Source organism: Pseudomonas sp. P7759, from assembly GCF_013386445.1.
GTDB lineage: Bacteria > Pseudomonadota > Gammaproteobacteria > Pseudomonadales > Pseudomonadaceae > Aquipseudomonas > Aquipseudomonas azotoformans_A.
Genome location: NZ_JACART010000009.1, coordinates 120314 through 144501, shown reverse-complemented (window position 1 = coordinate 144501; position 24188 = coordinate 120314). Strand labels below are relative to the sequence as shown.

General features: G+C 57.9%; 26 protein-coding genes. 17 read left to right on the top strand and 9 right to left on the bottom strand.

The window, feature by feature from the left end:
* The first annotated feature begins 191 nt into the window (after window positions 1-191).
* Window positions 192-1073 carry an EamA family transporter RarD gene (gene rarD, locus HX823_RS12410; protein WP_038851006.1) on the top strand — a complete coding sequence of 294 codons (882 nt, stop codon included), beginning with the start codon at window positions 192-194 and terminating at the stop codon, window positions 1071-1073.
* Window positions 1074-1128: 55 nt separating this feature from the next.
* Here the strand turns inward: rarD and hppD are convergent, their stop codons facing one another.
* Both hppD and HX823_RS12400 read right to left on the bottom strand, forming a co-directional pair.
* Complete coding sequence (hppD, locus tag HX823_RS12405; RefSeq protein WP_038850927.1) at window positions 1129-2205, bottom strand: 4-hydroxyphenylpyruvate dioxygenase; 1077 nt, start codon at window positions 2203-2205, stop codon at window positions 1129-1131.
* Between the two features lie 245 nt (window positions 2206-2450).
* Entirely contained in the window at window positions 2451-3374 is a 924-nt protein-coding gene (locus HX823_RS12400) for a DMT family transporter (RefSeq protein WP_177075029.1), read from the bottom strand.
* A gap of 77 nt (window positions 3375-3451) precedes the next feature.
* Between HX823_RS12400 and HX823_RS12395 the strand changes: the two genes are divergently transcribed.
* From HX823_RS12395 to HX823_RS12385, 3 genes are all read left to right on the top strand, one after another.
* The gene (locus HX823_RS12395) at window positions 3452-4321 is read left to right on the top strand and encodes a LysR family transcriptional regulator (protein ID WP_177075028.1); all 870 of its coding nucleotides are present in this window, start codon (window positions 3452-3454) and stop codon (window positions 4319-4321) included.
* Between the two features lie 97 nt (window positions 4322-4418).
* Entirely contained in the window at window positions 4419-5960 is a 1542-nt protein-coding gene (locus tag HX823_RS12390; RefSeq protein WP_177075027.1) for an EAL domain-containing protein, read from the top strand.
* A 198-nt stretch (window positions 5961-6158) separates the two neighbouring features.
* Window positions 6159-6524 (top strand): histone-like nucleoid-structuring protein, MvaT/MvaU family, encoded by a 366-nt coding sequence (locus tag HX823_RS12385; protein ID WP_038850932.1) that lies wholly within the window; start codon window positions 6159-6161, stop codon window positions 6522-6524.
* 112 nt (window positions 6525-6636) lie between these two features.
* Here the strand turns inward: HX823_RS12385 and HX823_RS12380 are convergent, their stop codons facing one another.
* On the bottom strand, window positions 6637-7173 hold the full coding sequence (locus HX823_RS12380; protein ID WP_177075097.1) for a DUF4946 domain-containing protein: 537 nt from the start codon (window positions 7171-7173) through the stop codon (window positions 6637-6639).
* A 196-nt stretch (window positions 7174-7369) separates the two neighbouring features.
* Between HX823_RS12380 and gloA the strand changes: the two genes are divergently transcribed.
* Window positions 7370-7891 (top strand): lactoylglutathione lyase, encoded by a 522-nt coding sequence (gene gloA / locus HX823_RS12375; protein WP_016974784.1) that lies wholly within the window; start codon window positions 7370-7372, stop codon window positions 7889-7891.
* Window positions 7892-7941: 50 nt separating this feature from the next.
* Here gloA and ahpF read toward each other — a convergent pair whose 3' ends face one another.
* The 3 genes from ahpF to HX823_RS12360 form a co-directional block, all read right to left on the bottom strand.
* Window positions 7942-9507, bottom strand: a complete 1566-nt coding sequence (ahpF, locus tag HX823_RS12370; protein ID WP_038850934.1) for an alkyl hydroperoxide reductase subunit F — start codon at window positions 9505-9507, stop codon at window positions 7942-7944.
* A gap of 128 nt (window positions 9508-9635) precedes the next feature.
* On the bottom strand, window positions 9636-10199 hold the full coding sequence (gene ahpC, locus HX823_RS12365; protein ID WP_010210361.1) for an alkyl hydroperoxide reductase subunit C: 564 nt from the start codon (window positions 10197-10199) through the stop codon (window positions 9636-9638).
* Window positions 10200-10343: 144 nt separating this feature from the next.
* Window positions 10344-11270 carry a site-specific integrase gene (locus HX823_RS12360; protein ID WP_177075026.1) on the bottom strand — a complete coding sequence of 309 codons (927 nt, stop codon included), beginning with the start codon at window positions 11268-11270 and terminating at the stop codon, window positions 10344-10346.
* Between the two features lie 170 nt (window positions 11271-11440).
* On the opposite strand from HX823_RS12360, the gene HX823_RS12355 reads away from it, so the two are divergent.
* On the top strand, window positions 11441-12448 hold the full coding sequence (locus HX823_RS12355) for a DNA-binding protein (RefSeq protein WP_177075025.1): 1008 nt from the start codon (window positions 11441-11443) through the stop codon (window positions 12446-12448).
* On the opposite strand, the gene gorA is transcribed toward HX823_RS12355, so the two are convergent.
* Together gorA and galU are read right to left on the bottom strand one after the other, a co-directional pair.
* Window positions 12449-13807, bottom strand: coding sequence for a glutathione-disulfide reductase (gene gorA, locus HX823_RS12350; protein ID WP_177075024.1), 1359 nt, complete (start codon window positions 13805-13807; stop codon window positions 12449-12451). It abuts the gene before it with no gap.
* Window positions 13808-13912: 105 nt separating this feature from the next.
* Window positions 13913-14752 carry a UTP--glucose-1-phosphate uridylyltransferase GalU gene (galU, locus tag HX823_RS12345; RefSeq protein WP_003173830.1) on the bottom strand — a complete coding sequence of 280 codons (840 nt, stop codon included), beginning with the start codon at window positions 14750-14752 and terminating at the stop codon, window positions 13913-13915.
* Between the two features lie 306 nt (window positions 14753-15058).
* Here galU and HX823_RS12340 point away from each other — a divergent pair, with 306 nt between their 5' ends.
* The 11 genes from HX823_RS12340 to HX823_RS12290 all read left to right on the top strand — a co-directional run bounded on the left by HX823_RS12340 (window position 15059) and on the right by HX823_RS12290 (window position 23879).
* Window positions 15059-15244: a hypothetical protein gene (locus tag HX823_RS12340; protein ID WP_033902935.1), complete on the top strand. Its 186-nt coding sequence runs from the start codon at window positions 15059-15061 to the stop codon at window positions 15242-15244.
* 509 nt (window positions 15245-15753) lie between these two features.
* Window positions 15754-16275 (top strand): fimbrial protein, encoded by a 522-nt coding sequence (locus HX823_RS12335; protein WP_177075023.1) that lies wholly within the window; start codon window positions 15754-15756, stop codon window positions 16273-16275.
* Between the two features lie 54 nt (window positions 16276-16329).
* Window positions 16330-16887: a fimbrial protein gene (locus HX823_RS12330; protein ID WP_038850944.1), complete on the top strand. Its 558-nt coding sequence runs from the start codon at window positions 16330-16332 to the stop codon at window positions 16885-16887.
* 19 nt (window positions 16888-16906) lie between these two features.
* A complete protein-coding gene (locus HX823_RS12325; protein ID WP_177075022.1) occupies window positions 16907-19510 on the top strand; it encodes an outer membrane usher protein in 2604 nt (867 codons plus the stop codon).
* A complete protein-coding gene (locus HX823_RS12320) occupies window positions 19507-20265 on the top strand; it encodes a fimbria/pilus periplasmic chaperone (RefSeq protein WP_177075021.1) in 759 nt (252 codons plus the stop codon). The genes HX823_RS12325 and HX823_RS12320 overlap by 4 nt, the downstream gene beginning before the upstream one ends.
* A 21-nt stretch (window positions 20266-20286) precedes the next feature.
* Entirely contained in the window at window positions 20287-20859 is a 573-nt protein-coding gene (locus tag HX823_RS12315) for a fimbrial protein (protein WP_177075020.1), read from the top strand.
* A 10-nt stretch (window positions 20860-20869) separates the two neighbouring features.
* Complete coding sequence (locus HX823_RS12310; RefSeq protein ID WP_177075019.1) at window positions 20870-21364, top strand: fimbrial protein; 495 nt, start codon at window positions 20870-20872, stop codon at window positions 21362-21364.
* Window positions 21365-21377: 13 nt separating this feature from the next.
* Entirely contained in the window at window positions 21378-21857 is a 480-nt protein-coding gene (locus HX823_RS12305) for a fimbrial protein (RefSeq protein WP_177075018.1), read from the top strand.
* A gap of 11 nt (window positions 21858-21868) precedes the next feature.
* A complete protein-coding gene (locus HX823_RS12300; RefSeq protein ID WP_177075017.1) occupies window positions 21869-22417 on the top strand; it encodes a fimbrial protein in 549 nt (182 codons plus the stop codon).
* A gap of 64 nt (window positions 22418-22481) precedes the next feature.
* A complete protein-coding gene (locus HX823_RS12295) occupies window positions 22482-23453 on the top strand; it encodes a fimbrial protein (RefSeq protein WP_038850954.1) in 972 nt (323 codons plus the stop codon).
* Window positions 23454-23597: 144 nt separating this feature from the next.
* Window positions 23598-23879, top strand: coding sequence for a hypothetical protein (locus tag HX823_RS12290; protein ID WP_033902944.1), 282 nt, complete (start codon window positions 23598-23600; stop codon window positions 23877-23879).
* Between the two features lie 9 nt (window positions 23880-23888).
* Here the strand turns inward: HX823_RS12290 and HX823_RS12285 are convergent, their stop codons facing one another.
* The gene (locus HX823_RS12285; protein ID WP_177075016.1) at window positions 23889-24119 is read right to left on the bottom strand and encodes a hypothetical protein; all 231 of its coding nucleotides are present in this window, start codon (window positions 24117-24119) and stop codon (window positions 23889-23891) included.
* Window positions 24120-24188: the final 69 nt, after the last annotated feature.

Genomic DNA, 24188 nt, shown 5'->3' with positions numbered 1-24188 from the left:
GAAAGACTGGGACTGCTACGCAGTCCAGCGGGAGCAAGCTCCCTCGCCACAAGGTTTGATCTGAACCAGTACTCCGCGATAAGCCCTCTAAAAAACGCCCCAAAACAGCGCAACCTTCTCCCGCCAAAAAGCTCCATAATCCCCCCTGAAATCCCCCCTCTTTTGTATCAATGGTTTTTCGCGAGGACAGTGTGTCTAAAGGTGTTGTTTTATCGGTCTTGGCCTCGGTGCTGTTTGCTGTGATGTATTACTTCACATCATTGCTCACGCCCTTGAGCGGGCTGGAAATTTTCGGCTGGCGCATGTTGCTGACCGTGCCGTGCATGACGATCTTCATGATCGTCAGCGGCGAATGGCGGCGCGTGTGGGAGTTGGTACAGTTGTTGGCGGCCAAGCCACGCTTGATTGCGGGTGTATTGTTGTCTTCCGCGTTGTTGGGCGTGCAATTGTGGCTGTTTATGTGGGCGCCGCTGAATGGGCGCAGCCTGGATGTGTCGGTGGGTTACTTCCTGTTGCCGCTGACCATGGTGCTGACCGGGCGCCTGGTGTGGGGTGAACAGCTGTCCTATCTGCAACGGATCGCCGTGTTTTTTGCCGCCCTCGGTGTACTCAACGAGTTGTACCAGGCCGGTGGATTCTCTTGGGCAACGCTGGTGGTGATCATTGGTTATCCGGTTTACTTCATCGTGCGCAAATACCTCAAGACCGACCATCTGGGCGGGCTCTGGCTGGATATGGCGCTGATGCTGCCGGTGGCCTGGTGGTTTGTGCAGAGTGGCGAGCAAGGCTTTGCGGTCATGGATGCCCACCCTAAACTGTACGCACTGATCCCAATGCTGGGGCTGATCAGTGCCTCGGCGCTGGTGAGCTACATCATCGCCAGCCGCTTGCTGGCGTTCAGCCTGTTCGGGTTGCTCAGCTACGTTGAGCCGGTCCTGCTGTTAGGCGTGGCGCTGATCTTGGGTGAAGGGATCAAGGGTGGCGAATGGTTCACCTACATCCCGATCTGGCTGGCGGTGATGGTGCTGGTGTTTGAAGGCTTCAAACACTTGGTGCGCCAACGCAAAGCCTGATGCGCAGGCAATGAAAAGCCCGGCCGGGGTCACCCTCGGCCGGGCTTTTCTACGCTTAGTCGGCGGTCAATACACCACGACGCACCTGGTCGCGTTCGATGGACTCGAACAGCGCCTTGAAGTTGCCCTCGCCAAACCCATCATCGCCCTTGCGCTGGATGAATTCGAAGAACACCGGGCCCATCAGGGTTTCCGAGAAAATCTGCAGCAGCAGGCGCTTGTCGCCTTCAACGGAAGAACCGTCCAGCAGAATCCCGCGTGCCTGCAGTTGATCCACCGGCTCGCCGTGGTTCGGCAGGCGGCCTTCGAGCATCTCGTAATAGGTGTCCGGCGGTGCGGTCATGAAGCGCATGCCGATCTTCTTCAACGCGTCCCAGGTCTTGACCAGGTCGTCGGTGAGGAATGCCACGTGCTGGATGCCTTCACCGTTGAACTGCATCAGGAACTCTTCGATCTGCCCCGCGCCCTTGGACGACTCTTCGTTCAGCGGGATGCGGATCATGCCGTCCGGCGCACTCATGGCCTTGGAGGTCAGGCCGGTGTATTCGCCCTTGATGTCGAAATAGCGCGCTTCACGGAAGTTGAACAGTTTTTCGTAGAAGTTGGCCCAGTAGGCCATGCGACCGCGATAGACGTTGTGGGTCAGGTGGTCGATGACCTTGAGGCTTGCACCGACCGGATTGCGCTCCACCCCTTCGAGGAACACGAAGTCGATGTCATAGATTGAACTGCCTTCGCCAAAACGGTCGATCAGGTACAGCGGCGCGCCGCCGATGCCCTTGATCGCCGGCAGGTTCAATTCCATCGGGCCGGTTTCGATATGGATCGGCTGGGCACCGAGTTCCAGGGCGCGGTTGTAGGCTTTTTGCGAGTCCTTGACGCGGAACGCCATGCCGCACACCGACGGGCCATGTTCGGCCGCAAAGTAGGAGGCAATGCTGTTGGGTTCGTTGTTGAGGATCAGGTTGATCTCGCCCTGGCGGTACAGGTGCACGTTCTTGGAGCGGTGGGTCGCGACTTTGGTAAAGCCCATGATCTCGAAGATCGGCTCCAGGGTGCCCGGCGTCGGCGACGCAAATTCGATGAATTCAAAGCCCATCAGGCCCATTGGGTTTTCGTATAGATCTGCCATGGTGGCACCTCATCATTCTTGTAATAGACACAGTATTAGTGGCGAGCAAGGATGAGGTTGCAGGGTGGCGCACAGGAAAGGCCTCGCACGCTGCGGGCGAGGAAGTCACCAAAGATGAGGGGGGAGCCGAGTAGCTTCATGGGGTCATCAGTCTCTGACGGCTTAGGCTTGCGTGAGCGCAAGTCCATATTCTTGTATGCGTAAATCGATTCTACACAGCGTAACCACGTTTGTCCGTACTCTTATCAAATCCCCATTGCCCTCGCGCGTGCAAGGGGTTTGTTGCACAGGTAGATGCCCAGCAGGATCAGCGCACCGCCGGTCAGCATGGAAAGGGTCAACTGTTCGTCCAGCAACAAGGCGCCACAGATCACCGCTGTCAGCGGATTCAGGGCGATGAAGACCCCGGAGCGCGTCGCGCCGATACGCCGGATGCCATCGTAATAGCCGATATAGGCCAGCGCCGAACCCAGCACGCCGAGGTACATCAGGCTCAGTCCCTGCGCGAGATGCACGTTGCCCATCGCCTCCAGCGTAAAGCGCCCCATGACCAGTGTGGTGACGGTGAGCATGAGCGTGCCCAGCAGTATCGACCACGTGACCGTCTGCAGCGGCCCCAGGCTCTGATTCAAACCACGGGAAAACAGTGAGTAGATGCCCCACCCCGCGACACACCCGAAGATCAGCACATCCCCACGCCAAGTGCTGGTTGCGTCGTTAAATACCTGGGGGTTGCGACTGACGATGACCACGGCGGCCCCCGCCAGACACAGCACGATCCCTGCGATTTTGCCGACACCGAGGCGCTCCTTGAACAACCACCAGGACGCCAGGCCGATCACGGCCGGATTCAGCGACACGATCAATGAAGCGCGCGACGCGTTGATGGACTGCAACCCATAGAAGAAACACAGGTTGTAGAAAAAAATGCCGAAGAAACCCAGCATCGCCAGTTGCAGTAGCTGCCGAGGGTTTGGCCGAACCAACCGGATGCGTGCCAAGCCCAGGAAGACCAGCAATGCCAGGCTGGCCAGCGCAAACCGCAGGCTGGCCGACAGCAAAGGGTCGACCGTCCCGCTCAGGTAGCGACCGGCCACAAAGGTGCCGCCCCAGATCATGGTGACGGCGGCCAGCTTCATATAGGTGATGCGATCTGAACTTGAATGCACGGGACAGGGCTCTGATGGCTTGAGAATGCCTGCATTCTTCTGGTAATACGGTGTCATCGTAAAATGAGTGATTGCTCATGACCCTGACCCAACTCGAAATCTTCTCACTCGTTGCCGAGCTGCAAGGCTTTACCAGCGCCGCGCACCGCCTCGGCATCAGCCAATCAGCGGTCTCTCACGCCATCAAAGGCCTGGAACAAGAACTAGGGGTGGCGCTGTTCAGGCGCCATCAGGCCCAGGTCGAACTCAGCGACATCGGCACACAGTTGCTGGGGCGTGCACGGGCGATGCTGGGGCTGGCCAACACGCTGCAACAGGAAGCGGCGGATGCGCGCGGCATGAAACGCGGGACACTGCGAATCGGCTCCTTTGGCCCCACCTCTTCGACCTACTTGCTGCCGAAGATCCTCAACCGGTTCCGCCTGGAGTATCCGGGCATTGAAGTCCACGTGGACGAAGGACCCGACAGGCAGGTCATCCAATGGCTCGACGAACGTAGGATTGATATTGGCTTTGTGGTGCTCGACCAAGAACGCTTCGACACTTTCCCACTGTTCGAGGACCAGATGGTCGCGCTGCTGCCGGCCGGGCATACGCTGGCTGCCCGTGAACACGTGAACCTCAAGGATTTGTGCAGCGATCCTTTCGCGCTGACCGAGGCCGGTTCCACTGAATTGGTGATGCGCCTGTTCAACCAGGCGCGGCTGACCCCGAAGGTACGTTATCGCTGTTCGCAATTGCTGAGCACCCTGGAGACCGTCGGCCGGGGTGATGCGGTCAGCGTGGTGGCACAGGCCTCATTGCCGGCTGGACGTGATCCTCGGTATGTACAGCGCGCATTATCCCCTCGTGTACCGCGTCAAGTTGGCCTCGCCGTGCTCGACCGGCGCCAATCTTCTCCTGGTGCACTCGCCTTTATTCGCATTGCCCAAGGCCTGGAGCTATAGCGGCGCATACTGGCCAAATGGCTAGGCTCGCGAGCTTATTTCAGTCGAGCCATCTATCATCGACTCAATCTGATCCCTGTAACAGGCCGTTCACTCCATGCCCCTGACCGTCAACGGCCCGCGAAAACGCGCCACTCGCTACTTGATCACCTCGCTGAGTGCGCTGCTGCCGATTGCGCTTGGGGTCGTCATCCTGCACTGGCAAGCCGAACGTACCTTGCAACAAAGCACGGCCCAGACCGCCCAGGAGGCGGTGCGCCAATTCGACCTGATGCTCGACAACACCGCACTTGCCGCCAAGGCCTTGCTGCCACTGGCGGGGCAACCCTGTGATAACGGCGCACAACTGGCCCTGCGCGAACAAGTCACACGTCGCCCGTTTGTGCGTGCGACCACCCTGTCCTGGCAAAAAAACATCTATTGCAGCTCGTTGTTTGGCAGCAACTACGAATCGCCGGTCAACCCGGATGATTACGTAGATGGCCGCTTATGGCTGATGAACGGCAACCCGGTGACACCCGATACCGCGCTGCTGGTCTACCGGTTGGTTGAGGGCGACAAGGCGGCTTTTGCGTCGATTGATGGCTATCACCTGACCAACGCCCTGCGCCTGATCAGCCGATACGCCCACCTGGTGCTGCAAGTAGGCCCCAATTGGCTCGGGGCTGATGGCAAGGTGCATGACACTGCGGTGCCGACATTCGCAGTGGCCCACCATCACTTGGCGTCCGCGCGCTATCACTATAGCGTGGACGCAGGCATGCCGGCCGGTGAAGTGTGGCGCTACATGCAGGCCCGATACCCGGCACTGTTCAGCCTGATCATGTTTTTTGGCGTGCTGGCAGGCCTTTTGGCGCACTGGCTGCAAAAGCGCTCATCGGCACCGACTCACGAATTGCAGCGGGCATTGGGCGCCAATGAATTCATTCCGTATTTCCAACCGGTGGTCCGAGGCGATACCCGTGAGTGGGCCGGCTGCGAAGTACTGATGCGCTGGCAACACCCTAAAGAAGGCCTGGTACGCCCTGACCTGTTTATCCCCCTGGCCGAGCATTCGGGCCTGATCGTACCGATGACCCGCGCCCTGCTGCGCCAGACCGCCGCGCAACTGGCGCCCCATGCGTCGCGTTTCAGTCCGGGGTTTCATATCGGCGTGAATATCACCGCACGCCATTGCCAGGATTTGGCCTTGGTGGATGACTGCCGTGAGTTTCTGGCCGCCTTTGCTGTGGGCCAGGTGACGTTGGTGCTGGAGTTGACCGAGCGCGAGCTGATCGTGCCCACTGACATTACCCGCCAGCTGTTCGACGCCCTGCATCAACTGGGGGTAATGATCGCTATTGATGACTTCGGCACCGGCCACTCCAGCCTGGGCTATTTGCGTAACTTCAATGTCGACTACTTGAAGATCGACCAGAGTTTTGTCGCCATGATCGGTGCAGATGCACTCTCGCGGCATATTCTCGACAGCATCATTGAACTGTCCGGCAAACTCGATTTGGGCATTGTTGCAGAAGGTGTGGAAACGCCTGAACAGTCCGATTACCTGGCCGCTCAAGGCGTGGATTTCCTGCAGGGCTACCTGTTTGGAAAGCCTTTGCCGTGCGATGAATTTATTAAATCACTGGCCAGCCATTGAATAGCCATGCACTACCTGCACTGAAATAATGTTATTTAGACAAAAGACATGATTTACTCGTGGCAAATTAACTACTACAATTTTTCCAGCCTGTGCAGAACTCGCGGGACGGCTTCTTTCTTGAGTCGCCTTAAAGCGCTTGGCTTATAGCTTTGTCTGCAGTTGATATCAGCCAAACACACTATTGGAGTACCTATTTTGTCCAGACTCGCCGAATTTCGCGCAGCCGAAAAAGCCCTTCAAGAGCAGCTTGCCCAGCTGGAATCCCTGAAGAACGACGCCGGCCTGAAGAAAGAAATCGAATTCGAAGAAAAGCTCCAGGGCCTGATGAAGACCTACGGCAAAGGCCTGCGCGACATCATCTCCATCCTTGATCCAAACCCGGGCAAGTCCAGTGCTGCTGCCGTCAGCGCACCAAAACAGCGCCGCGCACGCGTGGTCAAGGTTTACCAGAACCCGCACACCGGTGAGCTGATCGAAACCAAAGGCGGCAACCACCGTGGCCTCAAGGCCTGGAAAGAACAGTACGGCGCAGCCACTGTAGATTCCTGGCTTCGCGGTTGATTGCACGGCACTAACAAAGAGCCCCGCATATGCGGGGCTTTTTTAATTCTGCGGTTCGAAACCGAACTTAAATAACGTTTCATTATGTTCAGAATCGACAGGGACCCCACACTTAAAGTTTCAGGCTATCGCGTACCGAACTGACCTCATCCTTGCTTGATTCGTACGCCTCGGCCTGCCCTGCGTATGAAAAAACATAGGCCTTATTGGCATCAACCGCGCCCACCAATGTTTGCGAAAGCACGTGACGTCCATTTTCGGTTATCACACAAGTAGTTTCCAACGCCTCAAGACGGCTCAATGTTGTAGGGTGCATCTTGCTGCACACACTTTGATAACCGCCCTGGGCAAAATCTTTCTGGATGGACTTGCGCATTTCCAGCAGTACACCTTGAAGATTAACCTTGTGCCCCGCTTCAATCGGCGTACCGGTCAACTCCATTACCATCAAGGCCGTGCCATTCTCATCATTCTTTATTGCACGCTGGCGCGACACCGTCTGAGGTTTGGCGGGCGCTTCGCCATCCGGTACAACCTCTTCGACTTGCCAGCCACTGGGCCAGTGAATTTCGGGGTCGGCCGCCAGTACGCAGGAACTGCCGACCAGCAAACACACAGCGCTCAACAGCGGTTTACGAAATGCGATCATTGCAAAAAATACCCAAGGTTCAAGCGTCAAAGTTTGAGCCCCGGCGCCCCTGTGTCGCAAGGCCTGCATGGTCTTTTTCATTTGGCGCCTGGGGCGAGCCTTGCGTATCATGGACCGGCTGCAGGGATGCCAGCCGCAAGCCAAGGAACCGCTCACATTTCAGAGCTGCGTTTGCCCCATTTTTTCTGGAGGGCCCATGAGCCTGCACGAACTGAACACTTTCCCGGGCGTTACCGCCCAACCGGACACCGCCACCACGAACTTCGTGTTCAACCACACCATGCTGCGGGTCAAGGACATCACCAAGTCGCTGGACTTCTACACCCGCGTCCTGGGTTTTTCCCTGGTTGAAAAGCGCGACTTCCCGGAAGCCGAATTCAGCCTGTACTTCCTCGCCCTGGTGGACAAATCCCAGATCCCGGCCGACGCCGCCGAGCGCACCCAGTGGATGAAGTCGATTCCAGGCATCCTGGAACTGACCCACAACCACGGCACCGAAAACGATGCCGACTTTGCCTACCACAACGGTAATACCGACCCACGCGGTTTTGGCCATATCTGCATCTCGGTGCCGGATATCGTCGCTGCCTGCGAACGTTTCGAAGCCCTGGGCTGCGACTTTCAGAAGCGCCTGAGCGATGGTCGCATGAAGAGCCTGGCCTTCATCAAGGACCCGGACGCTTACTGGGTCGAGATTATCCAGCCCGCACCGCTGTAACGAAAAAACCCCATGATCACTCATGGGGTTTTTCATTTCCGTCTGCGGATTTACGCCGGGGCGGAAGTCCGGATCAGGTGATCGAAAGCACTCAGCGAAGCCTTGGCGCCCTCGCCCACTGCAATCACGATCTGCTTGTACGGCACCGTCGTCACGTCGCCGGCGGCGAATACGCCTGGCAGTGAAGTCTCACCCCGCGCGTCGACGATGATCTCGCCACGTGGTGTCAGTTCCACGGTGCCTTTGAGCCAATCGGTGTTGGGCAGCAAACCGATCTGTACAAAGATCCCTTCCAGGTCGATGGTCTTGAACTCGCCGCTGTCACGATCCTTGTACGCCAGGCCGGTGACTTTCTGGCCATCGCCTTTCACTTCGCTGGTCAACGCACTGGTGATCACGTCAACGTTCGGCAGGCTGTAGAGCTTGCGTTGCAGCACGGCGTCGGCGCGCAATTTGCTGTCGAACTCAAGCAAGGTCACGTGGCTGACGATACCGGCCAGGTCGATGGCCGCTTCAACGCCGGAGTTACCGCCGCCGATCACCGCCACACGCTTGCCCTTGAACAGCGGACCGTCGCAGTGCGGGCAGAAGCACACGCCTTTAGCCTTGTATTCCTGCTCGCCTGGCACACCCATTTCGCGCCAGCGGGCGCCGGTGGCCAGGATCACGGTCTTGGACTTCAGGGTCGCACCGCTTTCAAAACGGATTTCGTGCAGGTCGCCGGCGTTTTTCGCAGGCACCAGGCTGCTGGCGCGCTGGAGGTTCATGATGTCCACGTCGTATTGGCGCACGTGGGCTTCGAGCGCGCTGGCCAGTTTCGGCCCTTCGGTCTCTTGTACAGAGATGAAGTTCTCGATGGACATGGTGTCCAACACTTGGCCGCCAAAACGCTCGGCAGCGACGCCGGTACGGATGCCTTTACGTGCAGCGTAGATCGCGGCCGCAGAACCGGCTGGGCCACCACCGACCACCAGCACGTCAAAGGCATCTTTGGCGCTGATTTTCTCGGCGGCTTTTTCAATACCACTGGTGTCGAGTTTGGCAAGGATCTCTTCCAGGCCCATGCGGCCCTGGCCGAAGTTCACGCCGTTCAAGTAAACACTCGGTACCGCCATGATCTGGCGCTCGTCGACTTCAGCCTGGAACAGTGCACCGTCGATGGCGACGTGGCGGATGTTCGGGTTGAGCACGGCCATCAGGTTCAGCGCCTGGACCACGTCCGGGCAGTTCTGGCAGGACAGCGAGAAGTAAGTCTCGAAGCTGAACTCGCCTTTAAGGGCGCGGATCTGTTCAATGACTTCGACACTGGCCTTCGACGGGTGGCCACCGACTTGCAGCAGGGCCAGCACCAACGAAGTGAATTCATGGCCCATCGGGATGCCGGCGAAACGCAGGCTGATCTCGGCACCTGGGCGGTTGATGGAGAACGACGGCTTGCGCGCATCATCACCATCGGTTTTCAGGGTGATCAGCGACGTGAGGCTGACCACATCCTGCAAAAGGGCAAGCATTTCCTGGGATTTCGCACCGTCGTCGAGGGAGGCGACGATCTCGATCGGCTGGGTGACCCGTTCCAGGTATGACTTCAACTGAGCTTTAAGATTGGCGTCCAACATACGGGCGATTTCCTATCAATTTCGGTTTATTGCAGACAAAAAAACGCCCGAGCGAATCTCGCCCGGGCGTTTTGGGGGCGGATGCAGCTTACTTCAGTGCGGAATACCGCCCTTGGGACTTCACAGACTTAGATCTTGCCGACCAGGTCCAGGGACGGAGCCAGGGTGGCTTCGCCTTCTTTCCACTTGGCTGGGCATACTTCGCCTGGGTGGGCAGCAACGTATTGAGCGGCTTTGATTTTGCGCAGCAGCTCGGAAGCGTCACGGCCAACACCGCCGTCGTTCAGCTCAACGATCTTGATCTGACCTTCTGGGTTGATCACGAAAGTACCGCGGTCTGCCAAGCCAGCTTCTTCGATCAGCACGTCGAAGTTGCGGGAGATGGTCAGGGTTGGGTCGCCGATCATGGTGTATTGGATCTTGCCGATGGCTGGCGAAGTGTTGTGCCAGGCAGCGTGGGCGAAGTGGGTGTCGGTGGAAACGCTGTAGATTTCGACGCCCAGTTTCTGGAATTCGGCGTAGTTGTCAGCCAGGTCTTCCAGCTCGGTTGGGCAAACGAAGGTGAAGTCGGCTGGGTAGAAGAACACAACAGACCACTTGCCTTTCAGGTCAGCGTCGGACACATCGACGAAGTTGCCGTTTTTGTAGGCGGTAGCTTTGAACGGTTTTACTTGGCTGTTGATGATAGGCATCGTTGACTCTCCGTCAGGTTTGTAGAAGGGCTTAGTAAGTTGATGAGGTGAATCCTACCCACTCTCTCGACCGATGGCTCATTGGCAAACCTGATGCTGACGATTGGTTTTCCCTATCAGGTGACTGTATTAATAGAAGAAATCTCAAAGCAGCGGTTGCGTCGCCAGGGTCATGCCAAGAAAGGGCGTCGCTTCAACATAGCGCATGGCGGATTTCATGTCGCTCCAGCCGACGTAACTCATCAACGACTTCAAATCCCAGCCGCTGCGGTGAGCCCAGGTGGCAAACCCACGGCGCAGCGAGTGACTGGTGTAGTGCTCGGCGGGGATGCCGGCGCGCTCCAGCGCCTGGCGCAGCAACGGGATCACGCTGTTGGGATGCAACCCCTCCTCTCCCAGGTTGCCCCAGCGATCAATGCCGCGAAACACCGGGCCACGCACTAATGCCGAGGCGCTGAGCCATTCGCTGTAGGCCTGCACCGGGCACAGGCGCAGCAACGCCGGGGTTTGGTAGGTCTTGCCGAGGTTGTCGCGGTCGCTTTTGCTGCGCGGCAGATACAGGCTGATCCCGGCACCGGGCGTCGCTTGCACATGCTCAATCTCGAGTCGACACAGCTCATCGCTGCGAAAGCCGCGCCAGAAACCCAACAGGATCAGTGCAGTGTCGCGCTTGGCGCGCAGTAGCCGAGGCAAGTCGTGGGCAGCGTCTTTCGCCTCGCTTTCAAGGGAGGCCACCACCTGTTCAAGGTGTTTGAGTTGCAAGGGCTCGGCTTGCTTCTCCTGCGCCGGGTGCACGGCACGGATGCCCTTGAGCACCTTACGCACCACCGGCGCCTTGGTCGGATCGGGAAAGCCTTGGCTCGTATGCCACTGCGCCAGTGCCGATAGTCGCAGCTTCAACGTGTTGACCGCCAAGACGCCGGCATACGCCACCAGATAACGCGCCACGCTGTCGCTGGTCGCGGGCAGGAACCCTCCCCAGCTCACTTCGAAATGCTCGATGGCCGCACGGTAACTGCGTCGCGTGTTATCGCGGGTGGCGGCGTTGAGGTAACGATCCAGATCGCTCATGAGAGGCCTATTCGTACTGCTGGCGGTGGCTTTCGCGGGTCAAACCCGCATGACACGGGATAATACGCCAATATCCCATCTGTTAAATCATGAATTCAAACGATATTTTATTCATGATATAGTACGTATATACATACTACGTACCACAGTACTAAATCGACGGAGACCCCATGGCTCGTGGCGGCATTAATAAAGCGGTAGTTCAAACGGCACGCCTGGCGATCCTCGCTCGCGGCGAAAATCCCAGCATCGACGCTGTACGCATCGAAATGGGCAACACCGGCTCGAAAACCACGATTCATCGCTATCTGAAGGAGCTGGATGAGAGCGAAACCCGAGCCACCATCACCCAGGCACCCATCGACGACGAGCTTGGCGAACTGGTGGCGCGCCTGGCGCAACGCTTGAAGGAGAAAGCCCAGGAACCTATCGACCTGGCCCTGGCGCAGTTCGAGCAACAGAAGGCCGCCCTGCTCGCTCAAGTGGAAGCCCTTGAGGAGACCCACAACCAGCTCAAGCAACAATTTGATATCCAGGCCGCCGCCCTGGCAGACGAAAGCGCCGCCCTGCAAACCACCAGCACCAGCCTGCAGACCGAGCAAACCCGTAACGCCGGGCTGAGCCAGGCGTGCAGTGATTACGAATTACGGATCAACGACAAGGACGAGCAGATTCGCTCGCTGGAAGAAAAGCACTTGCACGCAAGGGATGCCCTGGAGCATTACCGTAATGCGATCAAGGAGCAGCGTGAGCAGGAACAGCGCCGCCACGAAGGCCAATTGCAACAAGTCCAGGCCGAATTGCGTCAGGCCCAGCAGAGCGCCATGGTGCGTCAGGAGGAAATCACCCAACTGCATCGCGACAACGAGCGGCTGCTGATCGAGCATCGGGTGACATCGAAAGAGTTGACGGCGCAGCAGGAACAATCCCGCAAAGACCAGGCCCAGCAGCTCAAGCTGAGCGAACAGGTGAGTCTGATTGACAGCGAGCGCGCCCTGCTCCAGGAGCGCCTGCGCGTTGCCGTGCTGGAGAGCCAGTCACGCCAGGACGCGTTGACTGAGCATCAACTCTCCAACAAAACCCTGGAACTGGAACTGATCAAAGCCCAGGCGAATATCGAGGCATTGCGCCTGGCGGCCGCCGTTGCGACGGCGCCAGAGGCAACGCCCGAGCGCTGATCAGCCCGCCACAGGCGTGCGCATGGTGACGAACTCTTCCGCCGCCGTTGGGTGCACGCCGATGGTGTCGTCGAAATGCTGCTTGGTCGCGCCCGCCTTCAGTGCGATCGCCAGGCCCTGGACGATCTCGCCGGCATCCGGGCCGACCATGTGGCAACCCAGCACCTGGTCGGTGTCAGCGTCGACCACCAGCTTCATCAGGGTTTTTTCCTGGCACTCGGTCAGGGTCAGCTTCATGGGCCGGAAACGGCTTTCGAAGATCTGCACCTTATGTCCCTTCTCTTTCGCCTCTTCTTCAGTCAGGCCAACCGTGCCAATGTTGGGCAGGCTGAACACCGCCGTCGGGATCATGGCGTAATCCACCGGACGATACTGCTCAGGCTTGAACAGCCGACGCGCCACGGCCATGCCTTCGGCCAACGCAACTGGAGTCAGTTGCACGCGCCCGATCACGTCGCCGATGGCCAGGATTGACGATTCGGCGGTCTGGTACAGATCGTCCACTTCGACGAAACCACGCTTATCGAGCTTCACGCCGGTGTTCTCCAACCCAAGGTTGTCCAGCATCGGGCGGCGACCCGTGGCGTAGAACACACAGTCTGCTTCCAGCACGCGGCCGTCCTTCAGCGTGGCTTTGAGGCTGCCATCGGCTTGCTTGTCGATACGCTCGATATCGGCATTGAATTGCAGGTTGAGGCCACGCTTGGTCAGCTCTTCCTTCAGGTGTGTACGCACCGAACCGTCGAAGCCACGCAGGAACAGGTCACCGCGATACAGCAGGGTTGTCTGCGCACCCAAGCCATGGAAAATCCCTGCGAACTCGACGGCAATATAGCCACCACCGACCACCAGTACACGCTTTGGCAATTCCTTGAGGAAGAACGCCTCATTGGAGCCGATGGCGTGTTCACGCCCTGGAATCTCCGGAATCTGCGGCCAGCCACCTGTTGCGATGAGGATGTGCTTGGCGGTAAAGCGCTCGCCATTGATCTCGACCTGATGCGCATCCACCAGGCGCGCGTGCCCTTCATGCAGGGTCACACCGCTGTTGACCAGCAGGTTGCGGTAGATGCCATTGAGGCGATTGATCTCGCGATCTTTATTGGCGATCAGGGTGGCCCAATCAAAATTCGCCTCGCCCAGGGACCAACCAAACCCGCTGGCCTGCTCAAAATCCTCGGCAAAGTGTGCGCCATACACCAATAGTTTTTTCGGCACGCAGCCGACGTTGACGCAGGTGCCGCCCAGGTAGCGGCTTTCCGCCACGGCCACCTTGGCACCAAAACCTGCGGCAAAACGCGCCGCACGAACACCGCCGGAACCGGCGCCAATCACATACAGGTCAAAATCGTAAGCCATTTCACTCTCCTCGGCAGGCAACCAGCATACCGACTTACATGGGGCTGAAAAACGAAAAAGCCACCCGAAGGTGGCTTTTTTGGAACCGGCCGCTTACAGCGTGGATCAGTAAGCCTTGCCAGTCTTGTAGAAGTGCTCGTAGCAGAAGTTGGTCGCCTCGATGTAGCCTTCAGCGCCACCGCAGTCGAAACGCTGGCCCTTGAACTTGTAGGCAATCACGCAACCGTCTTTGGCTTGCTTCAACAGGGCGTCGGTGATCTGGATTTCACCGCCCTTGCCTGGCTCGGTTTCTTCGATCAACTTGAAGATGTCCGGGGTCAGGATGTAACGGCCGATGATCGCCAGGTTCGACGGGGCATCTTCCGGTGCTGGCTTCTCAACCATATCGCGTACGCGGATCAAGCCATCGCCAATGTCGTCGCCGGCGATAACGCCGTACTTGTTGGTTTCAGTCGGGTTCACTTCCATCACGGCAACGATGGTGCAACGGTATTTCTGGTATAGCTTGACCATCTGGGTCAGTACACCGTCGCCTTCCAGGTTGACGCACAGGTCATCCGCCAGCACCACGGCGAACGGCTCATCACCGATCAGCGGGCGGCCGGTCAGGATGGCGTGGCCGAGGCCTTTCATCTGGGTCTGGCGGGTGTAGGAGAACGAGCACTCGTCCAGCAGCTTGCGAATGCCAACCAGGTATTTTTCCTTGTCGGTGCCCTTGATCTGGTTTTCCAGCTCATAGCTGATGTCAAAGTGGTCTTCCAGCGCGCGCTTACCGCGGCCGGTCACGATGGAGATTTCGTTCAGACCGGCATCCAGTGCCTCTTCGACGCCGTACTGAATCAGTGGCTTGTTCACCACCGGCAGCATCTCTTTGGGCATGGCCTTGGTCGCTGGCAAGAAGCGAGTGCCGTAACCGGCTGCTGGGAACAAGCATTTCTTGATCATATGGGTCCTTACAAAGGGCTGTGCGTACGGAATTCGGCGCAGTCTAATCAGGCCGCAGTCACCTTACAATGGGTCCTGCTGGCGTTGCGATGTCATCATAGAGAAAAAATGTCGGCGTAAGTTCCGCTGGTCTCGTGAAGAGCCTCCACACCGGCACGGCAAAAACCACCTGCACCTCAGGATTTCAAAGGGCTGTATCCTTTTTAGCACGCTTTTGCACCCAGGACACTGACCGAGAATAACCTGCGCGCACCTGCCGCATTTGGCGCTATCATTACGCCTTGAATCACACCACGAGATTGATAGATGTCAGAACCAAAAGGCGTAAACGGCTACTTGATCACGAAGCGAGCGGACGGTTGGCACCTGATCAACTTCCACGGTGACAGCGTCGCCGGGGTCTTCCCCACCGAGAGCCAGGCGATCGCCGTGGCCGAAGTGTTTGTGGACGAAGCAGGCCACGCGTCGAGCAAACGACCGAAAACCAAGTAAGTTCCGCTGCGCTGTCATCAAGCCCCGTTTATCGGGGCTTTTTTGTGGGCGCTCATCTCATGCAGGCTGCCTGCTGAAACCGCGCCGTGGCCGTTACATGGCGACATCTATCGATGTTTGCATCATTAATCTCTGTAATTCTATTCTTACAGAAATCATAACGTTCAAAACACCCTCTCCCTTAATGATGGTAGTCCATCTCTTACAGCTAATTATTGTTTTTTGGCAAAATGCCATATCCCTCTTACACAACCTGACATAACCGGCTACGCAACTAGGCGAATCAGGCGACTTACTTTTATCCACGCAAACCCAACAATGGCCTGAGTTCGAACGCCGCTGAAACTTGCAATGCAAATAGTTGGAAAAATCAAATTCCTCCTCACTGCAACTTGGTCGGCGTCGAACCAAGTTCCCTGCATGCTTTACATGTCAGTAATGAACGGTAGGTGCTCACCTGCCTGCGGGGTTTCTTTATGACGTTCATTAATATAGATGGGTCTTAGCTGATGAAAACTGAAATCAAAACCGCACTGTTGTCTATTGGGCTGCTGATGGGGTCGATGTCCGTCGCGCAAGCTGCGGATGGCACTATCACCTTCTTAGGATCGGTCCACTCAGGTGCTTGTTCTATCAAGCCAGACTCTGTCGATCAGTCCGTTCACCTGGGTGCAATCGGAAAACATCAATTGCAAACGGGAGGCAAGTCCGAAGCCCGCCGCGTACTGATCGAGCTTGAAGGTTGCGATCTCACCGGCCTGACCGACAACACCGTAACCACCACCTTCACGGCTGCACCATCGTCCGTCGTTCCAGGCGCGATAGGCACCGTGGGTGGCGCGGGCAACATCGGCATCATGATGACCCACGGCGGCAAACTCGTTGAGTTGGGTGTGCCTACTACCCCGCAGGCCATCGTTGCCGGTGATAACACGCTGGAGTTCGGTGCCTACGTACAAGGTGCGGCGACGGGCAACGTCGTACCCGGGGATTTCAGCGCGACCACCAACTTCACCCTGGCTTATCAGTAAGCACTTCACCCCCGCCATCCCACATGGCGGGGGGCGAACTGATGGGAGATAACGGTGAAAACATTAATAAGCCTCGCTATAGCCTCTTCATTGGCGGTCGTCAGCCTCAGCGTCGTCGCGAAGACATCCGGTCAGGGCGATGGAGTTGTCACGCTGGGTGGAGAGGTCATTGACTCGGCGTGCGGGCTGGAACTGGCGAGCGCCGACCAGTCCATCGAAATGCCGCCCGAACCCATTGGCAGGCTCTTGCGCAACACGATCGGCGAGCCTCATCCCTTCCAGCTGCGCCTGGTCAATTGCTCATTGACTCGCCCGGACCCTCTGCGCCCTGGGTTAACGCTGCCCGACTGGGAGCATCTGCGCGTGACATTTGACGGGGCGAGCGACCGTCAAGGCCGCTCTTTCGCCGCCGCAGGGCTTTCCCAAGGGGTTGCATTTCATATCTGGGATTCGCTTGGCCAGGAGAGTGTTCCAGGTGAGCCGATGCCGCTGGTGCCCCTGAATGAAGGCGACATGACCCTTCACTACACGGTCCGCCTGGTCGGTAACGGATTGCAACTGATGCCTGGGGATCACCGCGCGGCAGTGCGGTTCAAGTTGGAATACTTCTGAATATTGATGGGTTGCTTTCATGTTGAATGCGTCGAAAATCAAACATTCGCTCTGCCCTACCCTGTTTGGAGGGTTGATATCCGTGGCGGGCACTGCATTGGGTGCAGGGGATATCGAGTTCAATACTGACGTTCTGGATCTGAATGATCGCACTAATATTGACTTGTCCCAGTTTGCCCGCAGCGGCTTTATTCTGCCCGGCACTTATTCAATGGTGGTGCAACTAAACAACCAGCCACTGCCTGAACAATCCGTCGCATTTTACCCTCCCGATAACGATCCCAAAGGCAGTGAAGCCTGCTTGTCTCCCGCTATCGTGGAGCAATTGGGCCTGAAGGAATCCGGCGCCACTGAATTGACTTGGTGGAAAGGCGGGGAATGCCTGGATATCCGGGCGCTGCCCGGTATGGAAGTAAGTGGCGACCTGGCCACCGGCACGCTGAACATCAACCTCCCGCACGCTTACCTTGAGTACAGCGCGATCAACTGGGACCCGCCTTCGCGTTGGGATGAAGGGGTGCCAGGGCTGCTGCTCGACTACAACATGACGGCACAAACCAGCCATCAGAGGAACGACCGCACCCGCAATGACGTCAGTGGTAACGGCACGTTGGGAGCCAACGCCGGCGCTTGGCGCTTGAGGGCGGATTGGCAGGGCCGGGTCGACCAGGACCGCGAGGCGTCGGCCAGGCGTTCGCGACTCGAATGGAGTCGTTACTATGCCTATCGCGCCATTCCATCGCTGAAGGCACGTCTGGTACTGGGAGAAAACTACCTGTATTCGGACCTGTTCGACAGCTTCCGTTTTACCGGCGCCGCGCTCAACTCCGATCAGAGTCAACTGCCGCCGAATCTGCGCGGTTATGCACCTGAGGTGGTCGGCGTCGCCAAGACCAATGCAAGGGTCATCATCAGCCAGCAGGGGCGCGTGCTGTATGAAACCCTGGTGGCCGCGGGACCTTTTCGTATCCAGGACCTGAATGACGCGGTGAGCGGCAAGCTCGACGTGCGGGTAGAAGAACAGGATGGCTCGGTCCATACCTCCGAGGTCAATACCGCAGGCGTACCTTACCTGACTCGCCCTGGCCACATCCGTTACAAGGTCGCGGCGGGACGACCGTCCAATCTTCAATATGGCGCGGATGGCGACTTCTTCACTACCGGGGAGTTCTCATGGGGCGTCAGCAACGGTTGGTCGCTGTTTGGCGGCGTCATTACCGATAACAACTACCGCGCGTTATCGGTCGGGGTGGGTCGTGACTTGTTGTCATTCGGCGCCCTTTCGTTGGATGCCACCCAGGCCCAGGCCAATGTCTGGAATGACACACTGTCGGGCAAATCCTACCGCCTGCAATATTCGAAGCACTTCGAGCAGTACGACAGCCAAATAACCTTTGCTGGCTATCGGTTTTCAGAACAGAACTACTTGAGCATGAGCGAATACCTCGATGCGCGTCATTACGGCAGGAACGGTGAACTCGCCGGGCGCTACAGGTACGACGAGTACACAGAAAGTTGGAAACCTATTGGTGGCAGTAAAGCCTTGTACACCGCGACGATCAATAAGCAATTTCGCGATTTGGGCACCACCGTTTACTTGAGTTATAACAAACAGACTTATTGGGAGCGCGCGGACACACAACGTTGGAACTTGGCGGTGTCACGCTACTTCAATCTTGGGACGGTCAAAAACATGAGCCTGTCCCTGAATGTACACCGCACACTGGACTACAACTATAAAGATAACGGCGTTACGCTGACCGTCAGCCTTCCGTTAGGGCGTACGGGCACTCTGTCGATGGACGCTGATAGAACCCGTGGCGATAACGGTTTTTCAACGCGATACAGCGATCGCCTGGATGAACGTAACGGCTACCAACTCAGTGCCAGTGACAAGGCTGTCAGTGGCTACCTGAATCACATCGGTGATCAAGCCGACATCGACCTTGCAGCCAGCCAACAACGGGACGGCTACAGCACCTTGAGTGTGTCTGCGCGCGGAGGCGCCACGCTCACGCCCCAAGGCGCAGCCCTGCATCGGGCCAACAGCATGGGTGGCACTCGGCTGATGGTCGACACCGGCGGCGTGGCCGATGTGCCGGTACGCGGTTACGGCGCACCGACACGCAGTAACGCCTTTGGCAAAGCAGTCATTTCCGACATCGGCAGCTATCAGCGCATGGCGGCCAGTGTCGACCTGGAAAGTTTGCCCAGCAATGTCGAAGCCACCCAATCCGTCACCCAACTCACACTGACCGAAGGCGCGATTGGCTATCGATCCCTGCCTGTGATTGCCGGCGAAAAAGCCATGGCGGTCCTGCGCCTGCCGGACGGCACTTCGCCGCCGTTCGGTGCGACGGTGAAGAACCTCAAACAGCAAGACACCGGCATTGTAAATGACGGCGGCAACGTCTACCTGAGCGGCATACAGCCTGGCGCAGAGATGACCGTCAGTTGGGGAGGTGCAGAGCGATGCACCCTCACGCTCCCTGTCGTGCTACCCGCTGATGCCTTGACTGACGCGCTGCAACTGGGCTGCCGAATGGTAGCCAATGATTCATCCCTGCCCGAGCAAGAAACACTGACCGGGAAGCGTACCGACACGGAGAAAACATCCTCATGAAGCTGAATACACGTCTTATCCAGGCCAGCGCGTGGCTGGTTCTTGGCTTGAGCCAAAGCACCAACGCCGCGATTGGCCTTGATCGTACCCGAGTGATTTTTGATGGTGGCAAAGATGCCACCAGCGTAAGCATCACCAATAACAACACCCAGTTGCCGTATCTGGCTCAAGGCTGGATCGAAGACGAAGCCGGCGAAAAAATCACCACCCCTTTGATCGTGCTACCGCCGGTCCAGCGTGTGGAACCCGGCAAACAAAGCCAGGTGAAGGTTCAGGCGTTACCGGCGGCCAAATCGTTGCCCCAGGACCGGGAGACCGTCTACTACTTCAATTTGCGCGAAATTCCGCCGCGTAGCGATAAAGCCAACACCCTGCAGATTGCCCTGCAGACCCGAATCAAGCTGTTCTACCGGCCGCAAGCCATTGCGCCCAGCCAGCAGGACTTGTCCACCCCGTGGCAGGAAAAACTCACCCTCACCCGCGATGGCGAGCGTTACCAGGTGAATAACCCGACGCCTTACTACGTGACGCTGGTGGATGCGCGCAGCACCAAGGACGGCAAGACCGTGGCCGGTTTTGAGCCCTTGATGGTTCCACCCAAAGGCATGCTGGCCCTGGGCGTCACTGCTAAAGCGCTCGGCACCACGCCGCATCTGGCCTACGTGAATGATTACGGCGGACGCCCATTGATGGCCTTCTCCTGCAGTGGCGACACCTGCACGGTGAATGCACAAGCCTCCCCATCCAATCAGTAGCACCAGCCGCTGGAGAACACCATGAAGTGGCACATTGTGAAGGGCTTGGGCGGACTGTTATTGGCCGCGCCATGGGTCGCACAGGCCGAGGACGTCGAAGGCATGAACGGGATGTTGAACATTTCCGGGAGCATGCATGAAATCCCCTGCGCGCTGGAAATGAACTCACTGCATCAAACCATCGACCTTGGCGCCGTATCGGCCAGCCAGTTGCAACGCCCCGGTGATCAAGCAAGACCTGTGGCATTCCAATTGCGCTTTGCCGATTGCCAGCGCACCGCCGGCAGCATCCGCAGCGAACGAACGGGCAACCTGACGTGGAGCGCCTTTCAACCGGTGCTGTCGGTCATGTTTGTTGCCCCTGCCGATGCTGATGACTCAAGGCTCGTCAAAGTGCAGGGCATAACAGGAATGGGCCTGCGCCTGGCCGACGCCCTGGGACGCGATGTACAGCTGGGATCGCGGGGTGAACCGCTGTTTTTGCCACTGGGCAGTAACACCCAGACCTGGACTGTTCAGCCCACACGCACCACCGCCCCGCTGACCAGCGGGGCGTTCCGGGCCGTGGTGGATTTCAAGCTCAACTATGAGTAAGGGCGTGACAATGGCTAAGCCAACCGGCCCATGGGCCGTTCTTATCAGTGGTGGCCTGCTTTGGGCCGTCAACCAGGGTGTGCAGGCCGAGACCAGCCTGACTATCCGCGCAGTGATTATCGCACCACCGCCCTGTGTGATTAACAGCGGCGCCACACTCGACGTGCCATTTGGTAATGACCTTCAAACCTCACGGGTTGACGGCGTCAATTATCGTCGCGGGGTGCCTTATACCATCACCTGCAATTCACCTGTCAGCAACGCGATGAAGCTGGAACTCAAGGGCACGGCCGCTGCGTTTGACAATCGTGTGCTGATGACCCGCAAACCGGACCTGGGGGTAAAGCTGTTCGTGAATGGCGCTGACTGGCCACTCAATACCCCCGTGAACTTTACCCACCCGAACTTTCCGGTGGTGCAGGCGGTGCCGGTCAAGCGCGCGGGCAGCACCTTGACCGGAGGGGCCTTTGATGCGGCTGCCACCCTGGTGGTCGATTATCAATGAAGAGGAATGATCAATGACTGGTTGGCAGCAGCGAGCGGTGCTCGCCTTGTGCTCCTTGGGCCTTTGCGGTGGCGCGGTGGCAAACCTGACGTTCAGCGGAACGTTGAATGAACCACCGCCTTGCACCATTGATGCAGGCAATACGATTGAAGTCGACTTTGGCGATGTGGGCGTAAAGCGCGTAGACGGCGTGAAGTACCGCAAAGCGGTGCCCTACACCATCAGCTGTGGCGCAGCCACCCTGCCCTGGGCGCTGAAATTGAGTGTCAACGGCACGCCCACGGCATTTGATGGCGCGGCGGTTCAAACCAACGTGCCGGCGCTGGGGATTCGGCTCTTCCAGAACAACGTGCCGTTTCCACTCAATACGCCAATGGACATCGTCCTCTCGTCTCCGCCGAGATTGGAAGTGGTGCCCATCAAACAACCGGGCGCAACCCTGCCCCCCGCACCGTTTGCAGCAGTGGCCACGCTGTTGGCTGAATACCAGTAGGAGCCGCGTCGATGCGACATGAAATGGATCATAAACGAGGGGCATGCGCCTGGCTGGCGTTACTGCTGAGCTTCGGACTGACGCCCAATGCGGATGCTGCGGACAACCTTCGCTTCAAGGGCAACCTGGTGGAGGAGGCCTGCACGATCCGCCCAGGCGACGACGCAATCACTCTGGAACTCTGGGACGTGACCAGCAAGCACCTCTACATCAATACCCGCACTCGAGCGAAGGCTTTCAAGGTGCACCTGGAGAACTGCGACACCACGATTGGGGACACGGTCACCATCCTGCTCGGTGGTACGGAAAACGTGAAGCTGCCGGGGTTGTTCGCGCTGGACGGTGGCAGCGGAGCGACGGGGATTGGCCTTGGCATAGAGACACCGGACAACAAGCCTTTCCCCGTGAATACCGTCAGCGACAAACAGGTGTTAAGCACTGGCAGCAACGTCATTGAGCTCAAAGCCTATGTGCAGGGCGAGCCGGATGCGATCAGGGATCAGACCATCGGGCATGGCCGGTACACGGTGACCTCGACTTTTACCCTGGACTATCCGTAACAGTCCCAGACAAAACTCAAATCTCCCCTGGGTAATTCCAGTAGAGAGGCAACGAGAGATCAACATGAAACGACTTTATGGCGCCATGGTGCTGCTTGCCTTGGTGGGTATTACAACAAACGTGAATGCTGCCCAGTGTCGGGTCAATGGCGGCCCGTGGCAACAAGTGGACACGGGGGGCACGCTGCCCCTAGAGGTTCCCGTAACCGTCCAATTAGGTTCTGACACAAGCCGCATCCTTCTGGAAGGCGTAAGGCTTGAGTGCAGATTCACGCCTTATCCGGGCTGGCCATCCCATTACGAGGACTACTGGTCAACATCGGCTCTCGCCGGTCCAGCCTGGACACCCGGTCCTAAGTTTGTCAACCAAGGCACTGGTTTAAGAATAAACGGGGGGTACTACAACACCCCGGTACCGACTAACATTCGAATTGCAACCATGCCCAATAACGCCATCGGTGTTGCCGTCAACGTGACGCCTTACATCCTGAATCGCAACGATCCGGCGAACCCGATCAACGTCGTCGTAAATGACGTCCTCGGCACGTTGCGCCTGAGCCAGACAAACAATTATGACTCAGGTAGGACAGGTCTTTCGCTCGTATACAGGGCCGCCAACAATTTCTCCATCTCTCCCTCAACCTGCACGATCAACAATAACAACCCCATCGAGGTCAACTTTGGCAACGTCCACCAACGACAAATCGGTACAGACCCGCTGACGACGCCCATCAAGAGCAACCGCAGGCTCACCTACTCGTGCCCGAACGCCGGGATCACCACACCGATCACCATCACCTATAAAGGCATCGCGACGTCGTTCGACAACCGCCTGCTGATGATGACCAACCCGGACGTTGGCACGGCGATGGTCCGGGCAGGATCCGCGGTGACTGTGAACGGTAGGTTCCTGACCCAGATCACCAACAGTGTCGGAGGGGATGATGTGACGTTCTCGCTGGTTCAGCGACCGGGCTCGCTGCCTGCCGCGGGGCCTGTGACTGGGAGCGGCGTACTCGTGATGGGAGTTCCGTGACACAGAAAAACCGCTGAGGGCAAGAGCGCGCAGTTGCGAAGTGTATTTCTGTGACTGCGCACCAGGTGGCAGTTCGCTATAATCCTGCGCCAACGCCCCACGACCGTGTCAGCGTCCCTCCAACACCCTCGACGATGAACTCTTATGAACAAGTTTCTGGCACTGACTGCAGTCCTGGCGCTCGCCGGGTGCACCACCACGTCTGACGTCTACCTGAAAAATGGCGAGCAAGGCCTGACCATCGACTGCTCCGGCGAGGCCAATTCCTGGGCCAGTTGCTATGAAAAGGCCGACGCCTCATGTGCCGGCACCGGCTACCGCATCGTCGGCACCGAAGGCACACCCTCGCTCCAGGAAAGTGACAAGACCCTGGGCAAGGACGTGGGCAATTTCAAAAGCCGCAGTGTGGTCGTCGTGTGCAAGTAAGCCTCAAGCTTACAGCTGAATATCGGCAAACTTGATACCCAGGTCCCGAATGGTCTCCACCAGGTCATCCAGGCGCGGGAACGACTCGACTTCGTCCTGATCGTCCACCAGGAAAAAACTGCGGCCGCCGCTTTTCTTGAAAAATACGATCCACTCGCCCAAGTCGGCCGGGTTCTGGATGATGTGCGTCGCCGATATCTGGCCTTCGGCCTGACGAGCCCTGACGTGTTCACGCTTCATGAATAACTTCCCAAAAAAGACAAATGCCGCACAAACCGAGGGTTTGCGCGGCATTTTTGCATTGACTGG

Bases quoted from the DNA above. Each gene is read 5' to 3' on its own strand.
- hppD (WP_038850927.1), bottom strand. From the start codon at position 2,205: ATGGCAGATCTATACGAAAACCCAATGGGCCTGATGGGCTTTGAATTC.
- HX823_RS12395 (WP_177075028.1), top strand. From the start codon at position 3,452: ATGACCCTGACCCAACTCGAAATCTTCTCACTCGTTGCCGAGCTGCAA.
- HX823_RS12390 (WP_177075027.1), top strand. From the start codon at position 4,419: ATGCCCCTGACCGTCAACGGCCCGCGAAAACGCGCCACTCGCTACTTG.
- HX823_RS12380 (WP_177075097.1), bottom strand. From the start codon at position 7,173: ATGATCGCATTTCGTAAACCGCTGTTGAGCGCTGTGTGTTTGCTGGTC.
- gloA (WP_016974784.1), top strand. From the start codon at position 7,370: ATGAGCCTGCACGAACTGAACACTTTCCCGGGCGTTACCGCCCAACCG.
- ahpF (WP_038850934.1), bottom strand. From the start codon at position 9,507: ATGTTGGACGCCAATCTTAAAGCTCAGTTGAAGTCATACCTGGAACGG.
- ahpC (WP_010210361.1), bottom strand. From the start codon at position 10,199: ATGCCTATCATCAACAGCCAAGTAAAACCGTTCAAAGCTACCGCCTAC.
- HX823_RS12360 (WP_177075026.1), bottom strand. From the start codon at position 11,270: ATGAGCGATCTGGATCGTTACCTCAACGCCGCCACCCGCGATAACACG.
- HX823_RS12355 (WP_177075025.1), top strand. From the start codon at position 11,441: ATGGCTCGTGGCGGCATTAATAAAGCGGTAGTTCAAACGGCACGCCTG.
- gorA (WP_177075024.1), bottom strand. From the start codon at position 13,807: ATGGCTTACGATTTTGACCTGTATGTGATTGGCGCCGGTTCCGGCGGT.
- galU (WP_003173830.1), bottom strand. From the start codon at position 14,752: ATGATCAAGAAATGCTTGTTCCCAGCAGCCGGTTACGGCACTCGCTTC.
- HX823_RS12340 (WP_033902935.1), top strand. From the start codon at position 15,059: ATGTCAGAACCAAAAGGCGTAAACGGCTACTTGATCACGAAGCGAGCG.
- HX823_RS12335 (WP_177075023.1), top strand. From the start codon at position 15,754: ATGAAAACTGAAATCAAAACCGCACTGTTGTCTATTGGGCTGCTGATG.
- HX823_RS12325 (WP_177075022.1), top strand. From the start codon at position 16,907: ATGTTGAATGCGTCGAAAATCAAACATTCGCTCTGCCCTACCCTGTTT.
- HX823_RS12320 (WP_177075021.1), top strand. From the start codon at position 19,507: ATGAAGCTGAATACACGTCTTATCCAGGCCAGCGCGTGGCTGGTTCTT.
- HX823_RS12315 (WP_177075020.1), top strand. From the start codon at position 20,287: ATGAAGTGGCACATTGTGAAGGGCTTGGGCGGACTGTTATTGGCCGCG.
- HX823_RS12310 (WP_177075019.1), top strand. From the start codon at position 20,870: ATGGCTAAGCCAACCGGCCCATGGGCCGTTCTTATCAGTGGTGGCCTG.
- HX823_RS12305 (WP_177075018.1), top strand. From the start codon at position 21,378: ATGACTGGTTGGCAGCAGCGAGCGGTGCTCGCCTTGTGCTCCTTGGGC.
- HX823_RS12300 (WP_177075017.1), top strand. From the start codon at position 21,869: ATGCGACATGAAATGGATCATAAACGAGGGGCATGCGCCTGGCTGGCG.
- HX823_RS12295 (WP_038850954.1), top strand. From the start codon at position 22,482: ATGAAACGACTTTATGGCGCCATGGTGCTGCTTGCCTTGGTGGGTATT.
- HX823_RS12290 (WP_033902944.1), top strand. From the start codon at position 23,598: ATGAACAAGTTTCTGGCACTGACTGCAGTCCTGGCGCTCGCCGGGTGC.
- HX823_RS12285 (WP_177075016.1), bottom strand. From the start codon at position 24,119: ATGAAGCGTGAACACGTCAGGGCTCGTCAGGCCGAAGGCCAGATATCG.